22 protein-coding genes are annotated in these 25092 nt (G+C 40.4%); 15 read left to right on the top strand and 7 right to left on the bottom strand.

The features are described from left to right. The first annotated feature begins 337 nt into the window (after positions 1 to 337). From lgt to CLNEO_RS10515, 3 genes are all read left to right on the top strand, one after another. A complete protein-coding gene (gene lgt / locus CLNEO_RS10525; protein ID WP_066088464.1) occupies positions 338 to 1243 on the top strand; it encodes a prolipoprotein diacylglyceryl transferase in 906 nt (301 codons plus the stop codon). Between the two features lie 105 nt (positions 1244 to 1348). Further along, the gene (locus CLNEO_RS10520) at positions 1349 to 3256 is read left to right on the top strand and encodes an ABC-F family ATP-binding cassette domain-containing protein (protein WP_066088461.1); all 1908 of its coding nucleotides are present in this window, start codon (positions 1349 to 1351) and stop codon (positions 3254 to 3256) included. Between the two features lie 88 nt (positions 3257 to 3344). Then, positions 3345 to 4619, top strand: coding sequence for an HlyC/CorC family transporter (locus CLNEO_RS10515; protein WP_066088458.1), 1275 nt, complete (start codon positions 3345 to 3347; stop codon positions 4617 to 4619). Positions 4620 to 4689: 70 nt separating this feature from the next. On the opposite strand, the gene CLNEO_RS10510 is transcribed toward CLNEO_RS10515, so the two are convergent. Both CLNEO_RS10510 and CLNEO_RS10505 read right to left on the bottom strand, forming a co-directional pair. Next, complete coding sequence (locus CLNEO_RS10510; RefSeq protein WP_066088454.1) at positions 4690 to 5976, bottom strand: glycosyl hydrolase family 18 protein; 1287 nt, start codon at positions 5974 to 5976, stop codon at positions 4690 to 4692. Between the two features lie 145 nt (positions 5977 to 6121). Then, positions 6122 to 7159: a TlpA disulfide reductase family protein gene (locus CLNEO_RS10505; protein WP_066088451.1), complete on the bottom strand. Its 1038-nt coding sequence runs from the start codon at positions 7157 to 7159 to the stop codon at positions 6122 to 6124. 523 nt (positions 7160 to 7682) lie between these two features. On the opposite strand from CLNEO_RS10505, the gene CLNEO_RS10500 reads away from it, so the two are divergent. The 3 genes from CLNEO_RS10500 (at position 7683) to CLNEO_RS10490 (ending at position 11550) form a co-directional block, all read left to right on the top strand. Then, positions 7683 to 8366, top strand: coding sequence for a response regulator transcription factor (locus tag CLNEO_RS10500; protein ID WP_066088449.1), 684 nt, complete (start codon positions 7683 to 7685; stop codon positions 8364 to 8366). Further along, positions 8350 to 9897 (top strand): sensor histidine kinase, encoded by a 1548-nt coding sequence (locus CLNEO_RS10495; protein ID WP_066088446.1) that lies wholly within the window; start codon positions 8350 to 8352, stop codon positions 9895 to 9897. The genes CLNEO_RS10500 and CLNEO_RS10495 overlap by 17 nt, the downstream gene beginning before the upstream one ends. Before the next feature lie 114 nt (positions 9898 to 10011). Beyond that, positions 10012 to 11550 (top strand): stalk domain-containing protein, encoded by a 1539-nt coding sequence (locus CLNEO_RS10490; protein ID WP_066088443.1) that lies wholly within the window; start codon positions 10012 to 10014, stop codon positions 11548 to 11550. A 41-nt stretch (positions 11551 to 11591) separates the two neighbouring features. On the opposite strand, the gene CLNEO_RS10485 is transcribed toward CLNEO_RS10490, so the two are convergent. Further along, positions 11592 to 12473, bottom strand: a complete 882-nt coding sequence (locus CLNEO_RS10485) for a PHP domain-containing protein (RefSeq protein ID WP_066088440.1) — start codon at positions 12471 to 12473, stop codon at positions 11592 to 11594. A 158-nt stretch (positions 12474 to 12631) separates the two neighbouring features. Between CLNEO_RS10485 and CLNEO_RS10480 the strand changes: the two genes are divergently transcribed. The 5 genes from CLNEO_RS10480 (at position 12632) to CLNEO_RS10460 (ending at position 18102) form a co-directional block, all read left to right on the top strand. Then, complete coding sequence (locus CLNEO_RS10480; protein WP_066088437.1) at positions 12632 to 13066, top strand: TIGR04086 family membrane protein; 435 nt, start codon at positions 12632 to 12634, stop codon at positions 13064 to 13066. 194 nt (positions 13067 to 13260) lie between these two features. Then, positions 13261 to 14499 (top strand): protein translocase subunit SecD, encoded by a 1239-nt coding sequence (secD, locus tag CLNEO_RS10475; RefSeq protein ID WP_066088434.1) that lies wholly within the window; start codon positions 13261 to 13263, stop codon positions 14497 to 14499. Between the two features lie 13 nt (positions 14500 to 14512). Continuing rightward, a complete protein-coding gene (secF, locus tag CLNEO_RS10470) occupies positions 14513 to 15388 on the top strand; it encodes a protein translocase subunit SecF (RefSeq protein WP_066088431.1) in 876 nt (291 codons plus the stop codon). A gap of 413 nt (positions 15389 to 15801) precedes the next feature. Further along, complete coding sequence (recJ, locus tag CLNEO_RS10465) at positions 15802 to 17577, top strand: single-stranded-DNA-specific exonuclease RecJ (RefSeq protein ID WP_066088428.1); 1776 nt, start codon at positions 15802 to 15804, stop codon at positions 17575 to 17577. A gap of 12 nt (positions 17578 to 17589) precedes the next feature. Next, positions 17590 to 18102 carry an adenine phosphoribosyltransferase gene (locus tag CLNEO_RS10460; RefSeq protein ID WP_066088425.1) on the top strand — a complete coding sequence of 171 codons (513 nt, stop codon included), beginning with the start codon at positions 17590 to 17592 and terminating at the stop codon, positions 18100 to 18102. Positions 18103 to 18253: 151 nt separating this feature from the next. Here CLNEO_RS10460 and CLNEO_RS10455 read toward each other — a convergent pair whose 3' ends face one another. The 3 genes from CLNEO_RS10455 to CLNEO_RS10445 all read right to left on the bottom strand — a co-directional run bounded on the left by CLNEO_RS10455 (position 18254) and on the right by CLNEO_RS10445 (position 20960). After that, positions 18254 to 19678: a radical SAM protein gene (locus tag CLNEO_RS10455; protein WP_066088422.1), complete on the bottom strand. Its 1425-nt coding sequence runs from the start codon at positions 19676 to 19678 to the stop codon at positions 18254 to 18256. A 74-nt stretch (positions 19679 to 19752) separates the two neighbouring features. After that, the gene (locus CLNEO_RS10450) at positions 19753 to 20277 is read right to left on the bottom strand and encodes a DUF308 domain-containing protein (RefSeq protein WP_066088577.1); all 525 of its coding nucleotides are present in this window, start codon (positions 20275 to 20277) and stop codon (positions 19753 to 19755) included. 101 nt (positions 20278 to 20378) lie between these two features. After that, a complete protein-coding gene (locus CLNEO_RS10445) occupies positions 20379 to 20960 on the bottom strand; it encodes a TetR/AcrR family transcriptional regulator (protein ID WP_066088419.1) in 582 nt (193 codons plus the stop codon). Between the two features lie 321 nt (positions 20961 to 21281). On the opposite strand from CLNEO_RS10445, the gene CLNEO_RS10440 reads away from it, so the two are divergent. The 4 genes from CLNEO_RS10440 to ylqF all read left to right on the top strand — a co-directional run bounded on the left by CLNEO_RS10440 (position 21282) and on the right by ylqF (position 24417). Then, entirely contained in the window at positions 21282 to 22220 is a 939-nt protein-coding gene (locus CLNEO_RS10440) for an AEC family transporter (protein WP_066088415.1), read from the top strand. Between the two features lie 153 nt (positions 22221 to 22373). After that, on the top strand, positions 22374 to 22718 hold the full coding sequence (rplS, locus tag CLNEO_RS10435; protein WP_066088412.1) for a 50S ribosomal protein L19: 345 nt from the start codon (positions 22374 to 22376) through the stop codon (positions 22716 to 22718). Positions 22719 to 22854: 136 nt separating this feature from the next. Beyond that, positions 22855 to 23454, top strand: a complete 600-nt coding sequence (lepB, locus tag CLNEO_RS10430; RefSeq protein ID WP_083531965.1) for a signal peptidase I — start codon at positions 22855 to 22857, stop codon at positions 23452 to 23454. Between the two features lie 18 nt (positions 23455 to 23472). Next, on the top strand, positions 23473 to 24417 hold the full coding sequence (gene ylqF / locus CLNEO_RS10425; protein ID WP_083531964.1) for a ribosome biogenesis GTPase YlqF: 945 nt from the start codon (positions 23473 to 23475) through the stop codon (positions 24415 to 24417). A 45-nt stretch (positions 24418 to 24462) separates the two neighbouring features. Here ylqF and CLNEO_RS10420 read toward each other — a convergent pair whose 3' ends face one another. Beyond that, positions 24463 to 25092, bottom strand: coding sequence for an NUDIX hydrolase (locus CLNEO_RS10420; protein WP_066088409.1), 630 nt, complete (start codon positions 25090 to 25092; stop codon positions 24463 to 24465).

Raw genomic sequence — 25092 nt, 5'->3', positions numbered from 1 at the left:
GCTGCTTTTCACAGCGGCACATAAGTTTTCATAAGGATTTCATTGAGTTAAAAGGCTTGATGTGGTATTATTTTTTTTAAATGAATCAATTTGAAATGAAATATATAAAAAATAAATTTCTTTTATAAAAAATGATTTTATTGATTATTTGAAATGAAAATAGAGGATGCTTTCTATATAGGAAAAACAAAAATTGGTTAAAATAGTATTAAGAAAGCACTGATTTAATTCGTGGGCACATGGAATCGGTAAAATTTCCGAATATTTCGTGCATTCCATGAAGTCTGTGATTCCTTAGGTTAGCAATTTTATTGGTTGAAGAAAGGTTGGTTGGCGTATGCCTGAGATATGGTTTCCTAATTTGGGAATAGAAATAGAGCATTTAAACAGAGTGGCGTTCACTGTGTTTGGGAAAGAGGTTTATTGGTATGGCGTTTTTATCGGGTCAGGGGTGTTGCTGGGATTATTATTGGCCATGCATGAGGCAAAAAGAACAGGTCAAATCCCGGATGATTATTTGGATTTTGCGTTATATGCATTGGTTTTTTCGATTATTGGCGCAAGACTGTATTATGTCATTTTTTCATGGGATACCTACAGCGGAAATTTTATAAAAATATTTGCCATTCGGGAGGGTGGCCTTGCCATTTACGGTGGTGTGATCGGTGGTGTTTTAACCGCCTTGGTATATAGTAAAAGGAAAAAAATGAATTTCTGGCAGTTGGCGGACACTGCTGCACCCAGTTTGGTATTGGGGCAGGCGTTAGGTCGCTGGGGAAATTTTTTCAACCGAGAGGCCTTTGGCGATTTTACGAATAATTTATTTGCCATGCGCTATCAGCTTTCCCAGGTGCGTTTAGGGGATATTTCCGAAAATACCTTAAGTCAGCTTCAGGTGGCTAACGGGGTGGAGTATATTCAGGTGCATCCTACCTTTTTGTATGAATTTTTATGGAACGTAGGCTTGTTGATTTTATTGGTTTTTATCAGCCGCAGAAAGAAATTTCATGGGCAAATTGCAGGGCTGTATTTCCTTGGCTATGGCTTGGGCAGGGTTTGGATTGAAGGCTTGCGTACGGATCAGCTGACCTTAGGCGGATTTGCCGTTTCCCAGGTGTTTTCCGCAGTGTTGATTGTTGCAGCGGCTGCATTTTTAATTTGGAAAGGAAGGCAGACAAAGATAGCCCATGAAATTGAAGGGACAGAGGCGCCCTTAGAGGAGTCCAAAAAGAAGGATGAATAACGAGTGGGGAAAAATGCAACATTGATTTTATTTGAAGGAAAGTATGCTTAATTTGTGCCTCTGTCAATTTTGGCAGAGGCGATGCTACATATTGGAGGAAACGATATGGTTTTATTAACGGCGGAACACATACGAAAAAGCTACGGAACAAGGATTATTTTTGATGATATTTCCTTTAGCATCCATGAAGAGGATAAAATTGGACTGATTGGTGTAAATGGTGCGGGGAAGTCTACGCTTTTAAAAATAGCAGCCGGAGTTGGCCATGCTGACAGCGGTGAAATTATTACCATGAATGGAATGGACATAGCATATCTTTCCCAAAATCCGGAGTTTACAGAGGGAAGCACGGTGCTGCAACAGGTTTTTTTGGGAGATAATCCAAAGCTTGCGTTGGTACGGGACTATGAAGAAACCATGGTTGAGCTAAGCAAAAACCCGGGGGATGAAAGGTTGATTGCACTATCGGCAAGGCTTGCGGAGGAAATGGATAAGACGGAGGCGTGGACCTTGGAAAGCGAGGCCAAGAATATTTTGATGCGTCTTGGGATTTCTGATTTTGGACAAAGGGTGGATACGCTTTCCGGCGGGCAAAAAAAGAGAGTTGCTTTGGCGGCGGCATTGATTGCTCCTGTGGAGCTTTTAATATTGGACGAGCCCACGAACCATATTGACCACGATACTGTTGAGTGGCTGGAAAAGTACCTTGAGAAATATTCCAAGGCTTTGATTATGGTTACTCATGACAGATATTTTTTGGATCGTGTAGCCAATAGAATCTTAGAGCTGGAAAAAGGAAGACTTTATTCCTATCTGGCAAATTATACGAAGTTTTTGGAGCTGAAAGCAGAACGAGAGGAGCTTGAGGCTGCCGGGGAAAGAAAGCGCCAAAACTTTTTGCGCAGTGAATTAGAATGGGTTCGTCGTGGGGCACAAGCAAGGTCTACGAAGCAAAAGGCAAGGCTTCAGCGTTTTGACGAGATATCCTCCCAGAAAACACCCGAGGAAAAGCAGAATGTGGAGCTTTCCTCTGTAGGGAGTCGTTTGGGGAAAAAGACAATTGAATTGGAAAGTATCTCTAAGGCCTATGATGGGAATGACTATATTCAGGATTTCAGCTATATTATTTTGCGCAATGATCGTATCGGTATTACAGGGGAAAATGGCTGCGGAAAAACCACTCTGTTAAAAATTATGACTGGAAAATTACAGCCCGACAGCGGCATGGTTTCTTGGGGGGAAACAGTGAAGATCGGCGTTTTTGCCCAAGAAAATGAGGGGATGGACGAAAGGGTGAGAGTGTTGGATTATATTCGGGAGACGGCGGAATATATCCAAACGGGGGATGGGAAAATCAGTGCATCTCAAATGTTGGAGAAATTTTTGTTCCCTGTGGATATGCAAAGGGGCCCGATTTCCATGCTTTCCGGCGGCGAAAAAAGAAGACTGTATTTGGCAAAGGTACTCATGAGTGCGCCAAACATCCTTTTTTTAGATGAGCCGACTAACGATTTGGATTTGGAAACGCTGATGATTTTGGAGGACTATTTGGAAGGCTTCCAAGGGGCAGTGGTTGCCGTATCCCATGACAGATATTTTTTGGATAAGACCGTAAATCGTATTTTTGCTTTTCTGGGCAATGGAAAAATCAAGCAGTACGAGGGTGGCTATACAGATTACAAGGTGGCAAGAGAGAAGGAAGTGCCTGTGACGGAAGCCGTGAAGCCTCAAAGGATAGAGCCTGCAAAAGAAAAGAGCGGTGTACTTACGAAAATGAGCTACAAGGATCAGCGGGAGTATGATACCATTGGCGATGAAATTGCAAAATTGGAAGAAAGAGTTGGGCAAATTGGTGGGGAGATGGAAGCTTGTACAACGGATTATACACAGCTGCAAAAGCTATCCCAAGAAAAAGAAGGGGTGGAAAGGAAGCTGGAGGACAGGATGGAGCGATGGATGGAACTAATGGAATTGGCGGAAGAAATTGAGAGAAACCGTACAGAACGAGGCTGAAGCTCAGTTTATATGGACGAGGGCAGGCTTTTATGGTATGTTGTAGTAAGATAATAGGTGTAGGCTTTAGAAATGGAGAGTGATTTTAGTGGACGGTGCCAGTCCGTACCTGATAGGGCTTTTGGTTTTTTTGATTGGTGGTTCGGCTTTTTTTTCCGCTTCCGAAACTGCGTTGACTTCTTTAAACAGGATTCGACTGTTGAATATGGTGGAGGATAAAATTAAGAATGCAGATAAAATCAGCAGACTTTTGGAGGATCCCAATCGGCTGTTAAGCTCTATTCTTGTAGGCAATAACTTGGTAAATAACGGTGCATCCGCTTTGACAACGGCTTTGGCCATTCAACTGTTTCATGGGGATGCAGGCAGTGGAGCCACTGCTGCAACGGCATTTATTACAGTAGTTATTTTGATTTTCGGTGAAATTACCCCAAAAACCATAGCGGCACAACAAGCGGAAAAAGTGGCCTTGGTTGTTGTAAACATTATTGCTGCTGTTGTTTTTATTTTGCGTCCGGTGGTTGTGGTTTTAAATGTGGTAACCAGTGCCTTGATTCGCCTTTTTGGTGGAAAGCCAGGTATGAAGCTGCCGCTAATTACCGAAGCGGAATTGAAAACAATTGTGAATGTCAGCCATGAGGAAGGCGTTTTGGAATCAGAAGAAAGAATCATGATCAATAACATTTTTAATTTTGGGGAGGCCAAGGCCAAAGATGTTATGACACCAAGAACGGATATGGTTGCCGTTCCCTCTGATGTAACCTATGGGGATTTTGTTGAATTGGTAAAAGAAGAAGGATTTTCCCGTTTTCCTGTTTATGATGAGGATATGGATGATATTGTAGGGATTCTATATGTAAAGGATGTTTTTTTTGTTGATGAAAAGAGTTTTTCAGCAGAAAAATATATGCGGGAGCCTTTTTATACCTATGAAAGCAAGCCGGTGACGGAGCTTTTTGCACAAATGCGGCAAAACCACTTGGCGGTTGCTATTGTTTTAGACGAATACGGCGGAACCTCCGGCTTGGCAACCATGGAGGATATTATAGAAGAAATTATGGGCGAAATTGCCGATGAATATGATGATGAGCAGGATGAGATTGAGGTCATTAAAGAAGACGAGTTTGTAGTGGACGGAAGTACCCGTTTGGAGGAAATCAACAAAATGGTTGGAAATCGATTGGAGTCTGATGAGGTGGACACCATTGCCGGGTATGTATTAATGATTCTGGGCAATTTTCCCGAGGGCGGAGAGATTTTGGAGACTGACGGGTTGAAGTTTGTTGTGGAAGAAATGGACAAAAATCGTATTTCAAAATTGCGTATTTATATTAATCAAGATTCTCAAGGGGAAGCTGAATAAAATTTAAATCAAAACCACGCATTTAACGCGTGGTTTTGATTTAAAAAAATTTATTTTGCATTTTTTTGTTTTATCCTATAAACTTTTCAATATCAAATTCATTGGCTACGGTCATCCAATTTTGCACAAAGGGCCGCATAATATTCCAATAGCCAAGACCAATAAAACCATATTCCTTAGCGGTGCGGATTTTTGTTTCGATGCTTCTCGCATCCTCAAACCAAACTACATGAGCACTGCCTTCTGGGTCTGTATAGAAAAAATATGGGCTTTGCCCGACTTCATCAAAGAGAATTTCCGCACGCAAATCCATTGCCATTTGAACGGCTTCTTGATTGCCTAAGGTGACTGCTCTGCCTTCACCACGCTGATAGGGAAGTGTCCAGTCGTAGCCATAATTTGGGATACCCATGATGATTTTTTCCGGAGGGATTTCCTGAATTGCATAGTCAAAGACCTCCCGTACCTTATTGAGAGGAGCCACCCCCATAGGCGGGCCATAGGCATATCCCCACTCGTAGGTCATAAGCAATATATAATCGGCAATTTCACCGATGCGCTTATAATCATGGGCTTCATAAAGTAATCCCGGTTGGTCTGCTGAAGTTTTGGGCGCCAAGGCAACAAAAACCTTATAGCCTGCCTGGCGCATTGCTGTTTCTAATTCGGAAATAAAACCGATAAAATTTTCTTTGTCCGCTGGCAAGACATATTCAAAATCTACATCTACGCCATAATACCCTTTTTGTGACATTACGGTTAGAAGATTATTAATTAGGTTTGCCCTGGATGCTGGATTATTTACCATTTGCGAGATTAAAACATTACTGAATTTTTCGTTTTCGTCCAAAGGCGTTAATACCAAAATGGGCGCAGCGTCGAATTCATCGGCTGCAAGAAGGAGATTCTCGTCAGCGGGAGGAATCAATGTCCCATCAGGCTGAAAGCCATAGGAAAAAATGGAGAGAAGCGATAAATAGGGCATTGTTTGATTCAAGACCACTGGATCTATAAATGGGTAAGCGTAGCCGTTAACCAAATAATTTTCCGTGGGACTATTTTCGAAAGAAATAATCAAGGTTTGTCCTGGGAAAATGCTGCCTAATATTGCAAGCTGGGGATTGTTTTGCAACAGCATATTTACCGTAATTCCAAAATTTTGTGCTATGGAAAATAAGCTATCCCCCGATTGCACCTGATAAATTACTTCCGGTTTTAAAATCAAAAGAGCTTGCCCAAGGGTTAAAAGGTTTGGATTTACAATTGCATTATTTTCTAAAATTTGTCTTACAGGTACATTGTATTGCTCTGCGATGGAATAAATTGTGTCACCGGCACTTACTACATGGATTGTCATTGGCCCACCTCCGCTAATAGTTTATGCGTAATTCTAAAAAAAAGAATCAAAAAAACGCACCTTTTCAGATGCGCTCAGTTTGTGGTAAAAGTTCTTTTTTAAAGAAAATCACTATTTTGCTAGGTGTTTCCTAGTTGCAAAATACTCACTGGTTTTTTGTACTTTCCAGCATGCTTTGGGTAGTTTCCATATAATAATCCAATTCCTTCACACCTTCAATTTTTGTAGACAAAGGCTTTCCTGTTTTATCAACAAAAATCGTTGTTGGCAAGCCGTTTAAATTGTCGATAATCCATGAGGACATATTTCGGTCAGGTACAATCGATGTAAAGGTTACACCTGCCTCTTTATAAGCGGTGGCTACAGTTTTTTCTGCTTCTTCCCCAGGGGTATCGATAACAACCTGCACAAAATTAATATTTGTGTATTTTTCTTTTAGCTGTTTGTAGAAAGCCTGCAAAGTTGCCAGCTCGTTAATATCGGGATAGCAATAGGATGCCCAAAAGTTTACAACGGTTATATCATAATCGTAAAATATAGTGCTTGTAATAGGATCACCGTTTAATGTGGTTGACATAAAGTTAAGAAACTCTTTATCCGCATTCACCTGTGCCTGTACAGTGCTTTCGTCCGGTGGGAAGGTTTCAATGGTTTTTCTCATTAAAGGAAGCTCGGATTTTAGCGTTTCAAAGGTTTTTTTGGAATTCTGGGAAAATCTAAGGGTGCTTCCGGAATAATCTGTCAAATAGTAAAAGCGAAAGCCATCTTGTTGGGGTAATTCCTCACAGCTTTTATACAGTGCAATTTCATCCGTTACGGTTTGAGAAGCAGCCTTTTCGTCCTTTACAACCAAAAGGGTGAAAAGTGGAAGCATCAGTTCCTCCACAGGAATTTCGGATTCAATGTCATTCAATTCATCCATGTTCTCATCCGGCGCATAATTATATTCAATTCTTGCATAGATATCTGCGCTGGGATCAACAAAGCTCACGGGAAGTAAATTTACATTGTCCCGTTCGAACCATTCCTTTGGAAGGCTATAGGCTAAGCCGCACTGTTCAAAGCGGTAATCTGTATTCGTTCCCTCTGCTCCATCTGCTGCTGGGGGATCTTCTTTTCCGCATCCGCCCAAAACGGAAATCGATAGGACCAATGCTATAAAAAGTGCAATTTTTTTTCTCATATTTCTTCCTCCTGAAAATAATAGAACAAATCAATTTTTTTAGTATATTTATTCCATTTTTTATTAAAATTAAGCTTATTGAGAACAAACCATTGAAAACGACAACAAGGGTTATTGTTGCAATTCTGATAAAAATGCCGTTTTTAAGGGATTTATCCGAATTCTTATGTTGTGCTATCTCATTATACAAAAAAAAGAAGTCAGCCGCAATGGGAAAACCCATGGAAACGAAAAGCTATTTCTATTTTTTAATTGCATTTTAATCTGTTGGCAATCCTGTTTTAACTGCTTCAGGCTATACTTTTTCAATGATTTACGATAGAGGAAAAGGTAAAACAGTTTGCGAGATAAATTTTGTAGTAGCCTTAGGCGCATGAAAAAACTCATGAATTCAGGGAGTTTGAAGCGAAAAAGGTAAATGTTTAAGTATTTTGGAATAATGAGTACTTTTATTTCGTTGTTTTATCTAATTTTCCCATGGTTGTGGTATAATATTCCAATATTATAAAAAGGAGAATACAATATGGCACAAAAAAAGGTTATTCTAGTTGAAGATGAAGTGAAGCTGGCCAGGTTTGTTGAGCTAGAACTTAAATATGAGGGATATGAAGTAACGGTTTGCCATGATGGACGGGATGGCATGACATTAATAAGCCAGGGGGATTTTGATATGATTCTTCTGGATCTTATGCTGCCCGGGTTAACAGGAATTGAAATTTGTCGTAGAGTGCGCAAAACGTCTAATGTTCCCATCATTATGCTGACTGCAAAGGATGAGGTGATTGATAAGGTGGCGGGGCTTGACAGCGGTGCCGATGATTATTTGACAAAGCCTTTTGCAATTGAGGAGCTTTTGGCAAGGATGCGTGTTGCTTTTAAGCATTGTGAGGATAGTGTTACCAAAAAGGTTCTTTTACAGGTGCAGGATATGGAAATAGACACGGAAAAGCGCATGGTTACGGTGGGTGGGAAATCAGTTGAATTGACCAAGAAGGAATATGAACTTTTACTGTATTTGGTTCAGAATAAAAATATTGTATTGACAAGAGAGCAGATTTTAAACGAGGTTTGGGGATATAGCTATATCGGAGAAACAAATGTTGTAGATGTTTATGTTCGCTATTTACGAGCAAAAATAGACGAAGCCTTTCAAAAAAAGTTTATCCATACCATACGAGGGGTAGGGTATTATGTCAAAGAAGAATAAAAAGACAATTTTCGGCAGCTTTCGCCATATGTCCATTGCCAGAAAAATCACATTGATGTATGGAGGGATTTTTTCTTTTTCCCTGTTTATTATCAGCTTATTTATGACATTAAACATTACTGCCATACAGCAGCATACCATAAGAAGAGAGTTGACCGCTACAATTTCCAATATTGAAGCCTATCTAACACAGGGAGGAAAGCTGAGTAACGATGCCCTGCAAGATTTGTTGGATAATAAATATGTGGAGGTCAGTGTGTTTTCTGAAGGGGAAGGGGGATATTATTACAGCCATTTTGGAGGAGCAGGTACTTTTCCCTCGCAGCCAAGTGATTCAAATTTGCAGGGGCTTGATGAACACTTTGGGGAAGAAGATGAGCTGACGGAGGAAAGACTGCGGGCGTTTGCAAAAGATGGCTTTAAAATCAGCATACAAAAAGAAGGAGAAGGGAACTGCACAGAGTATATTTTGGAAAACAGCAAAAGGCAGCAGCTTATGGTGATTTCTGCAGTTGTTTCTACAGATAGTGGGCTTTACCGGGTGGAGGCGTTTAAATTATTTGGCTTTAATTCAAATTTCCTCAAGGGCTTTATTGTAAAGCTGGCAACAATAGATTTTATCGGCATTTTTTGTGCTTTTTTAATTGGCCTCTATATCAGCCGCAGAATGCTGCAGCCCGTTGAAGCAATTCGCTCAGCGGCGGAGCGTATTACCATAGAGGATTTGAGCCAGCGCATAGAAACAGACGGACCAGATGATGAGATGAAGGAGTTGACGGTAACCTTTAACTCTATGATTGATCGCTTGGAAAACTCCTTTCAGCGGCAAAATCAATTTATTTCTGATGCTTCCCATGAGCTTCGAACGCCAATTTCCGTGATTCAAGGCTATGCAAACCTCATTAACCGCTGGGGTAAAAGCGATCCGGATATTTTGCAAGAGTCAATTGATTCTATTTTAAGCGAAACTGAGCATATGAGCGCACTGATTCGGAAGCTCCTTTTTTTGGCAAAGGGAGATCAGAACCGTATGCTGGTACAAAAGAAGGTGGTTTCTCTAAACGAGGTTGCCGGAGAAATTGTTAGAGAGCTGGAGGTTTTGGAGGTTCATAGGCAGATTTTGTTTGAGGGAAAAGATAAGGCGGAGGTATGGGCCGATCCTGATCTGCTAAAGCAATTGCTTTGGATTTATGCTGAAAATGCATTGAAATATACAAAGGAGGGCGGAGTCATTACCATTCGGGTTTGGAAGGATAAAAAAAATGCCTTTGTTTCTGTGGGTGACGATGGTGTGGGGATTACGCAGGAGCATTTACCGCGGATTTTTGACCGCTTTTATCGTGTGGATCCATCCAGAAATAAGGGGATTTCCGGTACAGGACTGGGTTTATCTATTGCAAAATGGATTATCGACAGCCATTTAGGACAAATTTTTGTGGAAAGCAAGGCTGGCGAGGGTACAACCTTCATTAATCAGTTTCCCCTTACCGGTAAACCAAAAAAAGAAGCGCCAAAAAAGGACAGCCAGTAGCTACTTAAGTTTTAAAATTTCCTTAAGGTTTCCTTATTTATTTGATAAAGGAATAATTAGGTAGTATAATGAATCAATACACTTGTAATACAAATTATTAAGGGGGAAATACTTATGCAAAAAAAATTAGCTGCACTTTTGTGCGCGGTAATGTGCATCACGGCATTTACCGGTTGTTCCAGTACAGAGCTGGGTTATCTGCAGATGAGTGCAGATTTAATGAACAAAATGGAGGTTTGTGAAGCTTCCGGTAAGGTAAATGTAGATGTAGATGTTGATGCCATGAAGGAATATATTACCGATATTTCTAAGGCTGCAGGGTACACAAGCGAAATGATTGATGACTCCTTGGAAAGCTTAAAGGATATCAAAGGCAAAAAGTCTGCTGTGTTGGATTATGCAATAAAAATGGACATGAATAACCTTGATTACTATTTAGACATGGATGTGACTTACGATGGTAAGAAATACGACATGGGCGATATGTATTATGCAATGAAGGATGGTATTTATGTATCCGGAAACACACTGTGGGGCGCATATCAGTTGATTGCAGATATGGCAGAAGCAGATGACACAAGCTACATTTTAAACGAAAACTTTGCAAAAGATTTAAAAGCAGCCTTAGACCAAAGCAAGTATATTAAATTAATGTCTATGAAGGATTTGGGGCTGACAGATGAAGAAATTGCAAAAATGGTTCCAGAGGGCGGCTTTGGAGATTTGTATGCTTCTGTAATGGATTTCTATAAAAATGCATTCTCCGGCTTTACTACAAATATGGTAAGTGAAGTTTCCGGTGGCTACAAAATTCAGGCTGACGGCAAAGCAGTAGCTCAATTATTTATTGATTTGTTAGACTATGTTGGTAATAACCCTGATACAGTATTAGCTGCAACAACCACATACATGATGGATGTTATGAAGGTAATGAATTCTTCTGAAGAAGAGGTAGCTGCTTTTAAGGCACAAATGGACGCTTTACAGGCAGACACAGCTTCCATTAAGGCGGGAGCGAATTCTATTAAGTTAATTGTTCAGCAGGCAATTGCATCTGCCTCAGTTTCTAAGGTATTGAACAGCTTTAATTATGAAGCAACAATTACAAAAGAGGGCGCAGGCCTCAACTCAAAGGAAACCTTTGGTATTACCAATGGCAGCAAGAGCGTTTTGAAGGTAACAAGCAATGGCACTGTAAAAGCAGGCAGCGGCAAGGTGACTATGCCTATATCCAGCGTGAGCGTAGATGCTTTTGAAGCAAAAATGGAAGCTTTAACAGAGAAGTATAACCCTGTTACAGCAGTAACTGTTCTTTGGGGCTGGGAAGGCGATTCTGAAGCAATGCTGACAAAAGAAAGAGCTGAAGATTCTTTCTTTTCAGGCACTAGCGACGATGATATAACAGAATATGCTATACAGGACGGCCGTGTTTATCTTCCTTTGCGTGTGATTTGTGAGGCAATGGGCGAAACTGTTGAATGGAACAATGCCGAGAAAACAGCTTACATCGTTCGTACGGATGGAAAGACAGCAATGAAGGGCATTATTCAAGATGGAAAGTCCTTTATCAGTGTGCGTGATTTTGAAAAATTAGGTTATGTTGTAGAATATCAGGCGGTAGATGGCTTGAAGCAAGCAACTTTAACCAAGTAAAAACGAAAACTTAAGTTAAAAATAATAACAAGAAGGCAGCATCAGTCGATGCTGCCTTTTATTTCATTTAAGTGAGCCTTCATATTTTCCCATAAGGAATAGGGGATGGCAAGGTTTCCTTTTCCTGTGCCTAAGCTGATAAAAGGCTTGTTTTCCCCGTGAAAATCACTGCCGCCGGAGGGGAAAAGAGAATGTTTTTTGGCTAGTTTCATCATGTTTTTTCTTTGTGCAGGCGTATAGGTTGAATAAAAGCATTCGATACCATCCAGACCTAGGGGTACTAATTTTTGGCAGAGAGCATCCAATTGATCTTGGGCAAGCTGATAGAGGGTGGGATGGGCGAGAATACTGATTCCGCCTGCAAGATGAATGGTTTCGATACATTCTTTGGGAGTAGGGAGGATTCTTGGAACATAGCCAGGGCGTCCTTGGGATAGGTATTTTGAAAAGGCATCATCCCGTGTATAGACATAGCCTTTTTTTAAAAGAACATTGGCAAAATGGGCACGTGTGATGATTTCTCCGCCTCCATTTTGAAAAACCTCTTCTATGGTTATAGGTAGGCCGATTTGGGTAAGCTGTGCGGCCATCTTTATGTTTCTGGTACGCCTATTTTGTTGTATGATTTTCATTTGGTCTATCCAAATGGGCGCTTTCGGGTCAAAGCCCAAACCAACAATATGAAGCTCGGGTTGATGAAAGCTATGGCATCGAGCTGCCAGTTCAATTCCGGGTATGGTTTCTATGCCATGGTTTTTGCCGGCCAAAAGGAATTGTTCTAAGCCATCTAGGGTATCGTGATCCGTTAGTGCAATGGCGTAAAGCCCTTGCTTTTTTGCCAAGAGAACGAGGCCCTCCGGCGAAAAGGTGCCATCGGAGCAATAAGAGTGGGTGTGCAAGTCTATCATCTTGTTTTTTTCCATATGCCTTCCTCCTTTATTATTAGTATACCATAATAAGGTAGAAAAAACGGAATATTTTCATTCAAATGCAGGAAAGACGGCAGGGATTTTTAGGATTGTATCATATTTCATCAGCTTCTCCCATAAAATAAACCAAAGCAAATTGGGAGAGGATATTATTGAAAACAAAAAAAAGAGAAACAAAGAAAAAAATACAAAAAAAAAGGGAAAGTATGGAGAAGCAAAGCGGGCAAGGCTTGATCTCAATGGTTAAAGGCATGGCTATCGCATATGCAATTACCTGCATTTTCTTTATTGCCTATGGGCTTATTCTTACATACACCAATGTTTCCGAACAAAGCTTGCCTATGATTGCTTTGGCATGCACCGCCATTTCCACTGCAATTGCTGGGTATGACTGGGCAAAATGCCGTAAGAAAAATGGCTTATTGATGGGGTTATTAGCAGGGTTTATTTATACAGTAATTCTTTTTATTGTAACGGCCTTGGCCAGCGATACCTTTACCGTGGGAATGTCTAAGGTTATGACTTTGATTGTTGCTTTAGCAGGCGGGGGGATTGGCGGCATTTTGGGTGTGAATGGCAAAAAGTGAAAAAACACTTGAAAAATTTGTACATTGTGTTATACTAACTGCTATGAGAGGCGTAGATTCCCATAAACATATGATGTGGGGCTTGCTAATTAAAAAAAATTGAAATAGGCTGGTTTCTCCTTCTTTTGATAAAGGAGAACCGCCTTTCTTTTGTGCAAAATCGCTATGGCGCAAAGATTTCAGGAGGGCTCAGGATGAAAACAAAGGGAAGATTAATGCTGCTATTGATGATTATTGTAGCATTAGGCTTAGGCACACTATCCTATTACGGGATTGGTGAGAAAAAGCAGTTAAGTGTCAATAATATCAAACAAGGCCTAGATTTAAGTGGTGGTGTTGATATTGTGTACGAGGCTGACAAGGAAACAGTTTCGGATGAAGAAATGGCAGCGGCGATATCTTTGCTGCAAGGACGTCTTGACTGGAATGGTTGGTCAGAGGCAGAAGCAGCAAGAGAAGGAACAAAGAGGATTCGCGTGCAGATTCCTGGTGTGGAAGATGCTGAGGAAGCGATACAGGAAATTGGACAGACAGCGCAGCTTGTTTTTGCCGATGAAGATGGCAATGTAGTACTTACCGGTGATATGGTAAAGAATGCATCAAAACAAGTTGGGGCAACTTCTAAAAACGGGCCTTCTGTTCCCTATGTTTCGTTGGAATTTAATGATGAGGGAAAAGAGAGATTTGCCCAGGCAACATCGGACAATATTGGAAAAACAATCATGATTATCATGGATGCTTCGGTCATTAGTGCACCCACCGTTCAGGCGGCAATTACGGATGGCAAGGCAATTATTACGGGAAACTTTACCGGAGAAAGTGCGGAAAACTTGGCGGCTTTGATTCGTGCCGGCTCTTTGCCGTTTAACTTAAATGTAATCCAAATGAAGAATGTTGGAGCCAGACTTGGTGCAGATGCTCTTTCTACAGGGATACTTGCTGGTATCATTGGGATTGTGCTGGTGCTTTTGTATATGCTTTTCCCATATAAGATTTTAGGCTTTGCAGCGGATTTGGCATTAATCATATATATAGCTTTAGAGATGTTGGTTTTAAGCTTGTTCCATATCACTTTAACAGTGCCGGGTATTGCGGGCATTATCCTTTCTGTTGGTATGGCGGTGGATGCCAACGTTGTAATTTTTGAACGTATCAAAGAAGAATTGATTATCGGAAAGACATTACGCTCGGCGGTAAAGACAGGATTTTCCAGGGCATTGCCTGCTATTGTGGATGGTAATATTACGACGTTAATTGCAGCGGCTGTATTGTTCTTTTTGGGTTCAGGAACCATAAAAGGTTTTGCTACTACGTTAATGTTTGGTATCATCATTTCCATGTTTACGGCTTTGGTTGTGACAAGAATAATTGTAAATAGCTTGATAAAAGCAGGATTTCAAAACCCTAAAAACTATGGATTTCGTATAAAGTGAGGAGGTGGCAAAAATGAAAATAATTGAAAACAGAAAGAGATTTTTTGCCCTTTCCTTGATACTGATTATGATTGGCTTTGCAGCAATGTTTTATCAAGCCAGCAAGGGCAACGGTATGCTGAATTGGGATGTGGAATTTACAGGCGGTACTGCCATGGGAATTGACATGGGTGAGGCTTTTGAACATGAAAAACTGAAGCAGATTATTTTTGATGTTACAGGGCAAAATAGTCCGCAAATTCAAGATATTATTGGAACAAATGAGGTTGCGGTAAAACTACAATCCATTGATAGCCAAACAAGAGCAGATTTGGGGGAGGCCCTCAAGGCAGAATTCCCTTCTTCGGTTGTGAAAGAATCGGAAGATGTAAGTGGCACGGTAAGCTCAGAAATGCAAAAAGCAGCAATGAAGGCGACGTTACTTGCTTGTGTTGCAATGCTGATCTATATTTCCATTCGTTTTAAGGACATTAGAGCGGGCGGCAGTGCAATTATCGCTTTGGTTCATGATGTTTTGATTGTTATTGCGGCATATGCTATTTTCCGCATTCCTGTAAATAATGCGTTTATAGCCGTAATTTTAACGGTTCTTGGGTATTCGGTAAATGCAACCATTGTAATTTTTGATCGAATTCGTGAAAATCATGATAGATTTTCACCTCGTGAAACAGCTGAAAAAATCAATAAAAGCATCACACAAACATTGGCCAGATCCATTAATACTTCTGTTACTACGTTCTTTACCGTAGGTGCGATTTATGTAATTGGCGTTCAGTCTATTAAAGAATTTGCTCTTCCTATGATGGTAGGTATCATTGTTGGGGCGTATTCCTCGATTTGTATTTCCGGTTCTGTTTGGTATACTTTACTGCCAAAGAGAGAAAAGTAATTTAACATACCGAAAAAAAACAGCAGGGCATTGTCCTTGCTGTTTTTTTTGTTCGCCCTAGCTTGATAAAACCACCTGCTCTGTGGGTAGTAGGAACGTAGACAAAGTCAAAACCTTGAGGGCTTTGTATTCAAACACCAACAAGGGTTTCACCCATTGATCCAGCTAAAACCCCATGAAAATGGGGTTTTAGTAAAAGTTTTTTGTCTTGTTTTTTTCAAAAAGCAAGTGGGTCTGTGCAACGCCCAAGGTGTTTTCGGGTTTTACAGCAACAACGTGCTTTTTCACAAAAATTAAAAGGGATAGGCAGAGGAACTGCTGGCTTTTAATTTTAACAAGATAGGAGGTGAGAGATTTGCTGTTCCATTTCCTCCTTAATATGATATAATAGTGGGGTTAAAGGAGTTGTTTGGATGAAACGATGGTTGTTGAAAAGATCCAAAATAGATACGGCTGTTATGGCTGAGGAACTGGGAATGAAGGAAGCTGTTGCTTGCGTTCTTGCAAACAGAGGATTGGGAGAGCGACAGTACGCACGGAACTTTATGTATGGAACCCTAGAGGATCTGAGGGAACCTTTTTTAATGAAAGATATGGCCTTGGGTATTGATTTGATTGCCCAAGGAATCAAGGAAAATAAGAAAATTGCTGTTTACGGTGATTATGACGTGGATGGCGTTATGAGTACCACCATACTTTTTAGAACCATTTTAAGATGTGGCGGGGATGCAATTTATTATGTGCCCCATAGGCAAAGGGAAGGTTATGGGCTTAATGTGGAAGCCATAGAGCAATTGGCAAAGGAAGGGGTGGAGGTACTCTTTACTTGCGACAATGGTATTTCTGCTTTGGAAGAAACCCAAAGAGCAAAAGAACTTGGAATGACTGTTGTGATTTTAGACCATCATGAGCCTGGTTTTTTGGAGATCAATGGAGAAAAGAAGGATGTGCTTCCTGATGCTGATGGGATAATTGATCCCAAGCAAAAGGACTGCAGCTATCCTTTTTCTATGCTTTGTGCAGGCGGAATTGCATACAAATTTGCATTAGCGTTATTAAATGTTTTTGGAATAAGGGACGAGGCCTTGGAAAAAGAGTGTTTATGCTTTGGTGCCCTTGCAACCGTTTGCGATATTGTGGATTTATTGGACGAAAACAGAATTTTGGTTCGCTGGGGTTTAGATGAAATACCGAAAACAACAAATACAGGTCTGCGGGTTTTGATGGAAGAAACAGGAATCGTGGGGAAGCATATCAGCGAATATCATTTGGGTTTTATCTTGGGGCCGTGCATAAATGCTACGGGGCGGCTGGAAAGCGGCCAAAAAGCCGTGGAGCTTTTTTGCGAAGAGGATGAGGCGAAAGCAAGGGAGATTGCAAAAACGTTAGTAAGACTTAACGAAGAAAGAAAAAGCCTTACCACCCAAGCTACGGTGCGAGCAATGGAGTATATCCAGAGGGACGAGTTATCAAAAGAAAGGGTTCTTGTGTTATATGATGTGGACACCCATGAAAGCATTGCGGGGATTGTTGCAGGCAAGATCAAGGAACGTTATTATCGGCCTGTGATTGTCATTACTTCCAGTGAGGATGGAGCCAAAGGCTCAGGCAGAAGCATTGAGGGGTACGATTTATTTCAGGCGCTTTTTCGGTGCAAGGAGTTATTCAGCCGTTTTGGAGGACATGCCATGGCTGCGGGGCTGTCCCTGCCGAAAGAAAATATTTCTGTTTTAAGAAAAAAATTAAACGAGGAATGTCAGCTGACGAAGGAACAAATGACCCCTATTTTGCGATTGGAAAAGCAGTTGGGGTTTGCGGAAATCGACATGGAGTTGGCAAAGGAGATTCAATCGTTGGCGCCCTTTGGCAAAGAAAATCATGCGCCGTTATTTGGTTCTAAAAGTATTTCGGTGGACAGGGTGGATTTGATCGGGAAAAACAAAGACATCCTTCGCATGACTTTATCCGAGGAGAAAAGTGGCGTACGCATGGCGGCGCTATCCTTTGACGGATACGTAGAAATGCTGAATTTATTAAAAGAATTGTATCCGCAAGAGGAATGTGATAAAATGATGAACGGTGGGAAAATAGCGCACAAATTTGATTTTGTATATAGTATAGAAATAAATACATATAACGGTAGAAGTTCTGTGCAATTAATGATTAAAGATTTCAGGCTTTCAAAATAAGGAGGAGCAAAAATGGAATTAAAAGATAAAATCAGATCTATCCCAGATTACCCTGAGAAAGGTGTTATGTTTCGGGATATTACCACTTTGCTGAAGGATGCAGATGCTCTGACAGAAGCGGTGGGACAGATGCAAAAAAAACTGGTGGGACAGGAATTTGACTTGATTTTGGGGCCTGAATCCAGAGGTTTTATTTTTGGAATGCCAATTGCGTATAACTTAAAAAAGGGATTTATCCCCATTCGCAAAAAAGGTAAGCTTCCTGCTGAGGTTGTTAGCAAGGAGTATTCCTTGGAGTATGGCAAGGCTGTCATTGAAATGCATAAGGATGCGGTGCAGCCAGGGCAAAAGGTTGTAATTGTGGATGATCTTTTGGCAACAGGGGGAACTGCAAAGGCCATTGTGGATATGGTGGAAAGCATAGGCGCAGAAGTGGTTTCGTTAAATTTTTTGATTGAGCTGGATTTTTTAAATGGCAGGGAAGTTCTGAATGGATATAATGTGAATACAGTAATAAACTATTAAAAATATTGGAAAAAGCTAACCTTAAACTTGGGAGTGGGGCTTTTTCATAAGAAAGGCTGATATTATTTGGATATCAGCCTTTTAAATATTGTGGAAGAAAATGCAGAAAATTTTCGTTTTCATTATACGAGGGGGTGTTTGCATTTACTGATCAAGAAACAACCCGATGATTGGTGCAGTTTTCCGGCTTATAGTTTTCATATTTACGTTGTGCATGAGGGGCTTGTTCCCAAAGGTCTTCGGCACAAGGCGCCCACGCTTTTGCATATTCCTGGCATTTTGCACAAAGGTGCTCGGCAGATTCAGGGGACTTAAGATCAGTGGATTTTGCTCCCGTTTCTTTTACTATTTTTTCAAGAAATTCAGGGTTTTCAAGCATGGGGCAAGGCCTCAAATGGTTTTTATTAAAGGGCTGATTATTATAGTAAGCCATAAAAATTGGTTGTTTTAAAATTTCCAAGAGGGTATGTGTGCGAATGTTTGCATTGGAAAAATGAATAAATACACAAGGCTCCGCATCGCCATTGGCATTAATATGGAAGTAGTTTCTTCCCCCGGCAATGCAACCGCCAACAAACTCTCCATCATTTTGGAAGTCCATGGTGAAGAGGCCTTTTCCGTGGCTCATATTTCTGATTTCCCGAACACGCTGATGCATAAATTTACGCTGGGCGACTGTGGGCAGTAAATCTACCACTGCATCATTTCCTACAGGCATATAGTGGAAGTAAAAGGCATAGCGGCATCCTTTTTCAATCATTAAATCAACGAATTCTTCGCTGACTACGGTTTCAATGTTTTTTGAGGTGTAACAAATGGAGGTGCCAAAAATTAAGCCGTATTTTTTAAGCAAATCCATGGCATACATTACCTTTTCATAAACACCTTCACCGCGGCGCAAATCATTCACCTCTGAGAAACCCTCCAGGCTAATGGCCAAATAAAAATTGCCAACCGCTTGCATTTCTTTACAAAATGCTTCGTCAACCAAGGTTCCGTTGGTATACGCCAGAAAAGCACAATCATTATGTTTTTTGCATAGACGGATAATGTCGGCTTTTCTAACCAAAGGCTCTCCACCGGTCATCATATAAAAATAAATGCCCAGCTCTTTGCCTTGTGTGATGACACGATCCATTTCTTCAAAGGAAAGGTTTAGTTTATTTCCGTATTCCGCAGCCCAACAACCTGTGCAATGTAAATTACAAGCACTGGTGGGGTCCATGAGTATTAACCAGGGTACGTTGCATTGGTGAATTTCTCGCATTTTTCGAATGGTTTTTGTGCCATTAAAGAAGGATTCAAAGCCTAAGTTCAGGGCGGTTGTTTTTAAAACATGAGGATGAACTTCTTCAAAAAGCCGATCGGTGTATTTATGTAAAGCGCTTTCTTCATTGGAAATTAGTTCCTTGGCGGTGTTGAAATTGATATCCAGTTTTTCGTCTGACATGAATTTCCCTATGAGGTCAATCAGCTTTAAAACCGTTTTTTCTCTGTTTTCCTCTGCGCTATGTAGTACGGCGTTTATGGCTGTGCTAAAGGCCATTCTCTCTGCCGTATGTGAAAGTGTTCTCATAGTAATTCCTCCAATTCTTTTTTGTTTTAAACATTTCTAATTTTTGGTTAGGAAGCAATGATAAGGGTGCTTTATTATACTACCTTGACTGTATAAAGAACGATCCAAAGGTTGAGGCAACCGTCTAAAATAAAGTTAAGGCCAAGGAAATGAAGTATTGTATAAATCGTTCCCATGGGCTTCACAATGAGAAAACAGGCCGCTAAAGCAGTTGCAATTGCTAAAATTAGAATCAGCCACCATTTTTCCAGCCCGAATTTTTTCGCATCTAGGGTGGTTTGAATTTTTAATACGGCGTCAATGAAAATAATGATTCCAATAACGGTGGAGAAGATGGTGGAAATGGGTTGGACAAAATAAAAAATGAGCAAACCCATGGTCAAAGAAAAAAGTCCCATGGCAAAATCAAATTGAAATGCCAGTTGGTAAATATCTTTGGCAAAATAGCAAATTAATTTAATGACTCCGTATCCCATAAAGACAATACCCAGAAGATAGCAAAGAGCTTGAAAAGAAATTTCCGGGCGAGGAAGCAGGTAGCATCCTATGATGATAAAAATGAAAGCCGGTATACAGGAGACGAATTTCGTTTTGCACATCGTTTTCAAGCTTACACCTCCTTTTTCTGCTACAGCTAGTTTATCCCTTTGCAGTTTGGAATAGTACGGATAAAAAAAGAATAATGCACAAATTTTAGGCATTATTCCGAAATTGTCTGATTTTTGTTTTCAGTTTGATTAAATTGCAAGGCGATTTCTACTGTGTTTTCAAAAATATCGGACATTTTTTTTAGGAATATGAGGGAATCCTCCTCCATGCCATTTTTGATCCAATTAATAATCATTCCTACCAATGAAAAACGATAAAAATCACAGACAAATTTTTTGTTTTGCTCAGAAATATTTATGCTGACCTTAAGATGATCAATGTAATTTTGCAAAATTATCTCTGAAATATCATATAAATAGCTTACAAAAACATCTCTGCTTTTGGAGTAGAATATATGGGAAATGGAGGTTTTATAGCTTGTAATAAAGGCGGCAATTCGTAAAAATTCTTCATAGCAGGTGTGAGAGCTTTGCTGATCCTCCAGCACCTTCTTTGTTTCGGTGAGTAAAACGTCCTCCAAAAGGTCATAAATGTCTTTATAATAATAGTAGAAGGTATTACGATTTATTCCACATTCTTCAACGATATCCTTCACCGTGATTTTATCAAAGGATTTTTTAAAAAGAAGGTTTAAAAACACTTCATGGATTGCTTTTTTTGTAAACAGCGACATCGTTGCCCACCTCTAATCTTTTTTGCAAAAACATTGCCGGATAATTAATGCATGCCCTATTACTAGATTATGAATAATATATATATAAAATAACATTTTTTGTCTGAATTGGGAAGAGTCTTTGCATGTATTATGAATTCCCCCGGGGGGAGTGACAAAGAAAGGAAGCTTTTTTGAGGAGAAAATATGGCTTTCTTCCTTTGCAAAAGAGTTGCTATTTTCCTAGTTTTTTGCTAAGATTAAGAAAACATAATGTTGTTTTAGGTCTGGCATGAAGAGGCGTTTGGCCCATACAAAAGAGCGTAAGCGAGGGAGAAGTATATGTTTGGTCAATTTTTTGTTTTATTTGCGTTAATGGCTGTAGGTTACTTTGCCAGCAGAAAAGGCTTTTTGAATGATGAAATGACCGTTGGTGTGGGTAATATTGTGCTTTTTTTTACGATTCCTGCATTGCTGTTTTCCAGCCTTGCCAATACCAAAGTGGAAAGTGAAATGCTGACAAATTTTGCAACAATGGTTGGTCTGCATGTTGTTGCTTCCTTAATTTTTGGCCGTATTCTTCGGTGGTACTATGGTTTTCGTAAATTTGACCAGGCTCATCTTAACATGCTTGAGGTTACGGCAGTATCTGTAAATAATGCATTTATTGGCTTTCCCATTGCCTTGTTGTTTTTTGGGGAAGAGGCTGTTGTATATATGTCAGCCGGTGTACTGGGGTTAAATCTCTACGTTTGGAGTGTAGGATTATATATTATAAAGGGGATTAAAGGTGAGAGTCCAGGGACGATGCTTCGCACCTTAGTAAAAGGAGCGATTAACCCGAATATTTCTTCTATTTTATTGGGGCTTTTTGCATCAGTGATTGGTCTTACGGCACACCTGCCATATTTTGTGCAAGACTTTATCAGTTCCCTTGGCGGCATTTCTACCCCCCTTTCCTTAATTTACATAGGCGCTTTAACGGGAAATAGCGGGCTGAGATATTTATTGAGGGATCGGGAAACTTTGGAGGCCAGTCTGATTAAAATGATATTGATGCCGATTATGGCATTTGTGTTTATTTATTTTATACCGGTACAGCCTATCGTCAAAACTGTATTTTTTGTGGGTATGGCGTTGCCTTCGGCAGCCATTGTGCCTATGATTGTAGGACGTTATGGTGTGGGTGTGGAGATTTCTTCAAAAATGGTGATGCTGACAACTGCTTTTTCTATGGCGACTTTACCTGTTTGCGTTGCAATCAGCCACATTTGGTTATGATTTGAGTGAGAGCGTGGGAATGTTGGGAAAAAGAAAGAAAATTCTTGCACTCTCGTTTGGGATATGTTATAATTCAAAAATGCGATTACGGATGGTCCAATGATGCATAATAGTATAGCATTAAGAACGTCTTTGAGGGAAGGAGGAAATGGAATGGATATTATTAGAGAACTGGAAAATGAACAGCTCAAAAGCGAAGTAACTCCTTTTAACGTTGGTGATACAGTTCGCGTTTATGCGAAGGTAGTAGAAGGAACGAGAGAAAGACTTCAGATGTTTGAAGGCGTTGTTTTGAAAAGACAGGGCGGCGGCCTTAGAGAAACTTTTACAGTTAGACGTATTGCTTCTGGTGTTGGCGTGGAAAGAACTTGGCCTTTGCACTCCCCTAGAATTGACCGTATCGAGGTTGTAAGACGCGGTATTGTAAGACGTGCGAAACTTTTCTACTTGAGAGATAAAGTTGGTAAAGCAGCAAAAGTAAAAGAAGTATTAAGATAAAAACTTACCTCGGTGGAATTGTTTCATCGAGGTTTTTTTCGTAAGTGGCAAAGAAATTTGCCTTTTACGAAAAAAAGTGAGAATCAAGGGGTTGAATTCGTTTTTCACAGCAGACGCAGGCTGGAGGAGGATAAAAATGGAGCAAATGCAAGAACAAAGTGAACAAGAACCATTGGAAGAAAAATCGGTAAAAAAGAAAGAAGTTTTTTCTTGGCTGCAGCTAATAATAATGTTGGCCTTTGTTTTGGTGTTGCGCACCTTTGTATTTGGTACGATTTATGTAAAAGGCTCGTCTATGGTACCAAATTTTCACCATGGAGATTTGGTATTTATTAACAAATTAGCCACATCTATCTCCGCGCCTAAGCAGGGAGATATTGTAATTTGCCAGTTGAATGCCGACGGGCAAAGGGAAAAGATTATTAAACGTGTCGTTGGCTTGCCAGGGGATGAAATTGATATTGTTTGGAATGAAGATAGCGAAAATGTTGAATACTCTCTATATGTGAATGATGAATTGATTGAGGAGCCTTTTCTTGAAGAGCCTATGATGACAAATGGTGATATGGATTATCCTTTTACTGTGCCTGAGGGCAGTTATTTTGTAATGGGCGATAATAGAAATGCCAGCATAGACAGCAGGAGAACCTCCATCGGTGCAATCAAAAAAAAGGATTTGGTGGGGAAGGTTATTTTCCGTTTGTATCCCTTTGATCAATTTGGCTCTATTTCTTAACGAAAGGAACGAAAAGCTATGAATATACAATGGTACCCGGGACATATGACCAAAACCCGTCGTATGATGGAGGAAACCATTTCTTTGGTGGATATTGTCATTGAATTGGTGGATGCGCGCATTCCTTATAGCAGCAAAAATCCCGATTTGGATACATTGGCAAAAAATAAACGCCGCATTATTTTACTGAATAAATGCGATTTGGCGGATGAGAAGGCCACTGCGCTATGGACGGAATATTTTGAAGCACAAGGCTTTTGTGTGATTAAAATGAATTCTTTGAAGGGAACGGGAATGAACGAGGTTACCGATGCCGCAAGGGGTTTAATGAAGGAAAAAATCGAAAAACTGAAGGCCAGAGGGCGGATTAATGTGCCCATTCGCAGCATGATTGTGGGTATTCCAAACGTGGGAAAATCAACGTTTATTAACAAATATGTTGGGAAAACCATGGCTAAAACGGGCGATAAGCCGGGTGTAACCCGAGGAAAGCAATGGATTAAGATAAAAAAGGATTTTGAGCTTTTAGACACGCCTGGTATTTTGTGGCCTAAATTTGAGGATCAAGAGGTTGGTTTGAAGCTTGCCTTTACCGGTGCAATTAATGATGATATTTTGGATGCGGAAACCTTGGCCATTTCATTTATTGATCATATACTGCTACGCAATGGGGATTGCATCAAAAAACGGTATCAAATTGCCTTTGATACCATTGAGGAACCTCATGTGGTATTACGGCAGATTGCAGATGCAAGAGGATTTAAGCAAAAGGGTGGAGAGCCTGACTTGGAACGAGCTTCCAAAATTTTGTTAGATGAATTCAGAGGCGGAAAGCTAGGGCGCATTACCATGGAATTGCCCCAAGATATTGAAGAAATGCTGGGAGCGAAGGTAGAAAAGGAAAGATTAAAGGCTGCAGAGGACAGAGCGCGCAAACAAAATTTTAAAAAGAAGAATAAATGAAAAAATCCCCCTGAGAAAACGCATTGCGTTCATCTCAGGGGGTTTTTATTCTTGTTTTAACAAATCAACGATATTTTGGATTACTTGTGCTGTAAAGCCCCAAATGGTATGGCCTTTATATTCATAAAACAGCTCAGGGATACGGGATTTTGCGAAGGGATAGTCCTTTCCGCCTTCGATGCGGTGATAGGGAAAGGTATCAGGGCCAGCGGCTTTCCACACCATATCGTGAATTTCGGGGGGCGTTTCCATGAAATAAGAAACGGGAACTGTAAAAATTTGTGCAACCTCCTCGGGATTTGGGCAGGAACAGCGCAAAACATCATAGCAAACATAACCTAAAAAGGGCTGTATTACGCCGCCATAGATAGTGAGCATATAATCGCTTTTTCCTAAAATAGAAATTTCGCTTTGGTGAATGCCCAGTTCCTCTTCTGTTTCCCGCAGGGCGGTTTGCTCCAATTTTTCTCCGCATTCATGGTGGCCGCCGGGAAAGCAAATGTCACCTGGCTGGCGTACGCCCATGGCCCGTTTATTTAAAACAAAGCACAGCTCACCGTTTTTTTCGGTAATCAAGGCTAAAACCGCGAAGCGACGAAGCTTAAATATGGGTTCCGCCTTATGGTCTTTAAATATATGTGAGATTGCTTGGATGTCTAATTTATTTTCGCTCAT

Source organism: Anaerotignum neopropionicum (assembly GCF_001571775.1).
GTDB classification, from domain to species: domain Bacteria; phylum Bacillota; class Clostridia; order Lachnospirales; family Anaerotignaceae; genus Chakrabartyella; species Chakrabartyella neopropionicum.
The sequence above is the reverse complement of the archived record's forward strand: the minus strand, read 5'-3'. Positions and strand labels throughout refer to the sequence as shown.

Coding starts and splice junctions, on each gene's coding strand:
- lgt (WP_066088464.1), top strand. CDS start 338: ATGCCTGAGATATGGTTTCCTAATTTGGGAATAGAAATAGAGCATTTA.
- CLNEO_RS10520 (WP_066088461.1), top strand. CDS start 1,349: ATGGTTTTATTAACGGCGGAACACATACGAAAAAGCTACGGAACAAGG.
- CLNEO_RS10510 (WP_066088454.1), bottom strand. CDS start 5,976: ATGACAATCCATGTAGTAAGTGCCGGTGACACAATTTATTCCATCGCA.
- CLNEO_RS10505 (WP_066088451.1), bottom strand. CDS start 7,159: ATGAGAAAAAAAATTGCACTTTTTATAGCATTGGTCCTATCGATTTCC.
- CLNEO_RS10500 (WP_066088449.1), top strand. CDS start 7,683: ATGGCACAAAAAAAGGTTATTCTAGTTGAAGATGAAGTGAAGCTGGCC.
- CLNEO_RS10495 (WP_066088446.1), top strand. CDS start 8,350: ATGTCAAAGAAGAATAAAAAGACAATTTTCGGCAGCTTTCGCCATATG.
- CLNEO_RS10490 (WP_066088443.1), top strand. CDS start 10,012: ATGCAAAAAAAATTAGCTGCACTTTTGTGCGCGGTAATGTGCATCACG.
- CLNEO_RS10485 (WP_066088440.1), bottom strand. CDS start 12,473: ATGGAAAAAAACAAGATGATAGACTTGCACACCCACTCTTATTGCTCC.
- secD (WP_066088434.1), top strand. CDS start 13,261: ATGAAAACAAAGGGAAGATTAATGCTGCTATTGATGATTATTGTAGCA.
- secF (WP_066088431.1), top strand. CDS start 14,513: ATGAAAATAATTGAAAACAGAAAGAGATTTTTTGCCCTTTCCTTGATA.
- recJ (WP_066088428.1), top strand. CDS start 15,802: ATGAAACGATGGTTGTTGAAAAGATCCAAAATAGATACGGCTGTTATG.
- CLNEO_RS10460 (WP_066088425.1), top strand. CDS start 17,590: ATGGAATTAAAAGATAAAATCAGATCTATCCCAGATTACCCTGAGAAA.
- CLNEO_RS10455 (WP_066088422.1), bottom strand. CDS start 19,678: ATGAGAACACTTTCACATACGGCAGAGAGAATGGCCTTTAGCACAGCC.
- CLNEO_RS10450 (WP_066088577.1), bottom strand. CDS start 20,277: ATGTGCAAAACGAAATTCGTCTCCTGTATACCGGCTTTCATTTTTATC.
- CLNEO_RS10445 (WP_066088419.1), bottom strand. CDS start 20,960: ATGTCGCTGTTTACAAAAAAAGCAATCCATGAAGTGTTTTTAAACCTT.
- CLNEO_RS10440 (WP_066088415.1), top strand. CDS start 21,282: ATGTTTGGTCAATTTTTTGTTTTATTTGCGTTAATGGCTGTAGGTTAC.
- rplS (WP_066088412.1), top strand. CDS start 22,374: ATGGATATTATTAGAGAACTGGAAAATGAACAGCTCAAAAGCGAAGTA.
- lepB (WP_083531965.1), top strand. CDS start 22,855: ATGGAGCAAATGCAAGAACAAAGTGAACAAGAACCATTGGAAGAAAAA.
- ylqF (WP_083531964.1), top strand. CDS start 23,473: ATGAATATACAATGGTACCCGGGACATATGACCAAAACCCGTCGTATG.
- CLNEO_RS10420 (WP_066088409.1), bottom strand. CDS start 25,092: ATGAGCGAAAATAAATTAGACATCCAAGCAATCTCACATATATTTAAA.